The organism is Mesorhizobium sp. M2A.F.Ca.ET.039.01.1.1 (assembly GCF_003998035.1).
GTDB lineage: Bacteria > Pseudomonadota > Alphaproteobacteria > Rhizobiales > Rhizobiaceae > Mesorhizobium.
Map to the genome: position 1 here is coordinate 1 of NZ_RZRY01001004.1, position 1,795 is coordinate 1,795.

At 66.5% G+C, this 1,795-nt stretch carries 1 pseudogene; it reads right to left on the reverse strand.

Going from position 1 to position 1,795, the window contains the following annotated elements:
- Positions 1–206: 206 nt before the first annotated feature.
- A pseudogene (locus EOA24_RS36625) lies at positions 207–1,795 on the reverse strand (kinesin); the annotation flags it as partial.

The following is a 1,795-nucleotide window of genomic DNA, read 5'->3' on the forward strand; positions in this document are numbered from 1 at the left end:
TTGCTTGCCATGCAAATGGCCCATGCTGATCTTTTGTCAGAACGCGAAAGACATGGACGGCAAGTGTTGTGGCTCGATCAGCGTGGTCTTGGATTGCCCCTCGCTAATTCAATTCGCGACTTGGATCCCGACGGCGGGTTCTGAACTTTGCAGAGACGAAAAAGGCGGGCTTTCGGCCCGCCTTTTGATTTCTGGAGCTGCCCGGCTCAGTGCAACCGGCCGCTGGCGTGGGCCAGCATGGTGTAGACCTTGCCAGTGTCGGAGGTCAGATAGGTCTGCGCCATGATGTTGTCGCGGTCGTTGCGCGAGACATCCTTGAGCAGCTTCTCGAAATCCTCGCAGTAACGGTCGACCGCGGCGCGGAATTCCGCCTCGGCCTGATACTTGCGGCGGATCTCGTCAAAGGTCTGCTGGCCCTTGAGCGTGTAGAGGCGACGGGTGAAGACGTCGCGCTCGCCGCGCCGATAGCGGTTCCAGAGCTCGATCGAGGCGTCGTGGTCGATGGCCCGTGCGATGTCGACGGAGAGCGAGTTGAGCGACTCCATGACATGCAGCGGCGAGCGCTGGGCAGGCGCCGCGCGCGGCGCTTCCGCCGGCGCCGCCGGCCTCAGCTCTTCCTCGCGCGAGGCGTTGGTCAGGAGATCGCGCACCCAGCCGCCCTGCTGCGTCTTGCCGTTCTCACGGCGCGGCGCCTCGGCGGGACGTTCCAGGTCAAGCGTGCCGCGCAGCGTGGTCTCGGCGAGCGGCGCCTGAGGGGCGCGAGCCGCCGGTTGCGGCTGCGGCTGAGGTTGCGGGGCCGGCGGGCGGCGCAGCGGCGGCTCGGCGGCACGAGTCGGCGCTTGCTGCGGAGCAGGGCGCAGACCGCGCGGTTCACCCTGTTCGCTTGAGCCGCTGCGGCCGGATTTCGCAACGATATCCGACAGTTCCTTGAGCGCATTGATCTGCTCGGCGACGGCGCGGCGAATGGCCGAGGTCGATTCCTTGGCCTCTTCCGGCATCTCGATGACGCCCTTCTTCAGCTCGGCGCGGGTGAGATCCAGCTCGCTCTTGATCGAGCCTGCGGTGCGGCGCATCTCCTCGGTCGCGTCGGCAAAGCGACGGGTTGCCGAATCGACGACCTCGGCGATCGCGGTGCGGATCTTCTCCGCCGATTCCATCGTGCGGCCCTCGGCGGTCTGCATCGTCTGGCCGACGAGGCTCTCGAAGGAACGCATCACCTTCTCGAGGTCTTCCGACTTCTTGACCAGGCCGACGGCGAGGTCCTCCAGCGAGGACTGGCGCTCCAGCGTGTGCTCGAGATTGCTTTGCGCGGAGCTGAGCAGGTTCGAGGCGCTGGAAAGCAGCCGGCTGTGCTCGTCGAACTTGGTCGCGATCGCGGCCACCTCGCGCAGCGTCGCCGATGACAGGTCGGTGAGCCGCGTCGTGTTGGAATCGACCAGACGCGCCGAGCTGGCGAAGGTCTGGGCGGCCTTCTCCGTGGTCGAGGCGAAGCTCTGCGTGCTGCCGGAAAGCCGCTCCTCGACCTGGCCGAGATTGACGGCAGCCTGCTCGATAAGCTGGCCGAGCTGCGCGCTGGAGGTCGTCATGCGGCCAATGAGGTCGGCCACGCTGTCGGCAAGCGAGGAACGCGCGCCTTCGACGGCCGACAGCGTTTCGGCCGTGCGGCTGGCGAGAGCATTGACGAGGTTCGTGTTCTCGCTGCGCAGCTTCTCGGCCGCGCGTTCGGTAACCTCTTCCATGCTGCGCTGCAGTTCGGAGCCGCCCTGGGCGAAGCGCTCGACCAGCGGCTTGGCCG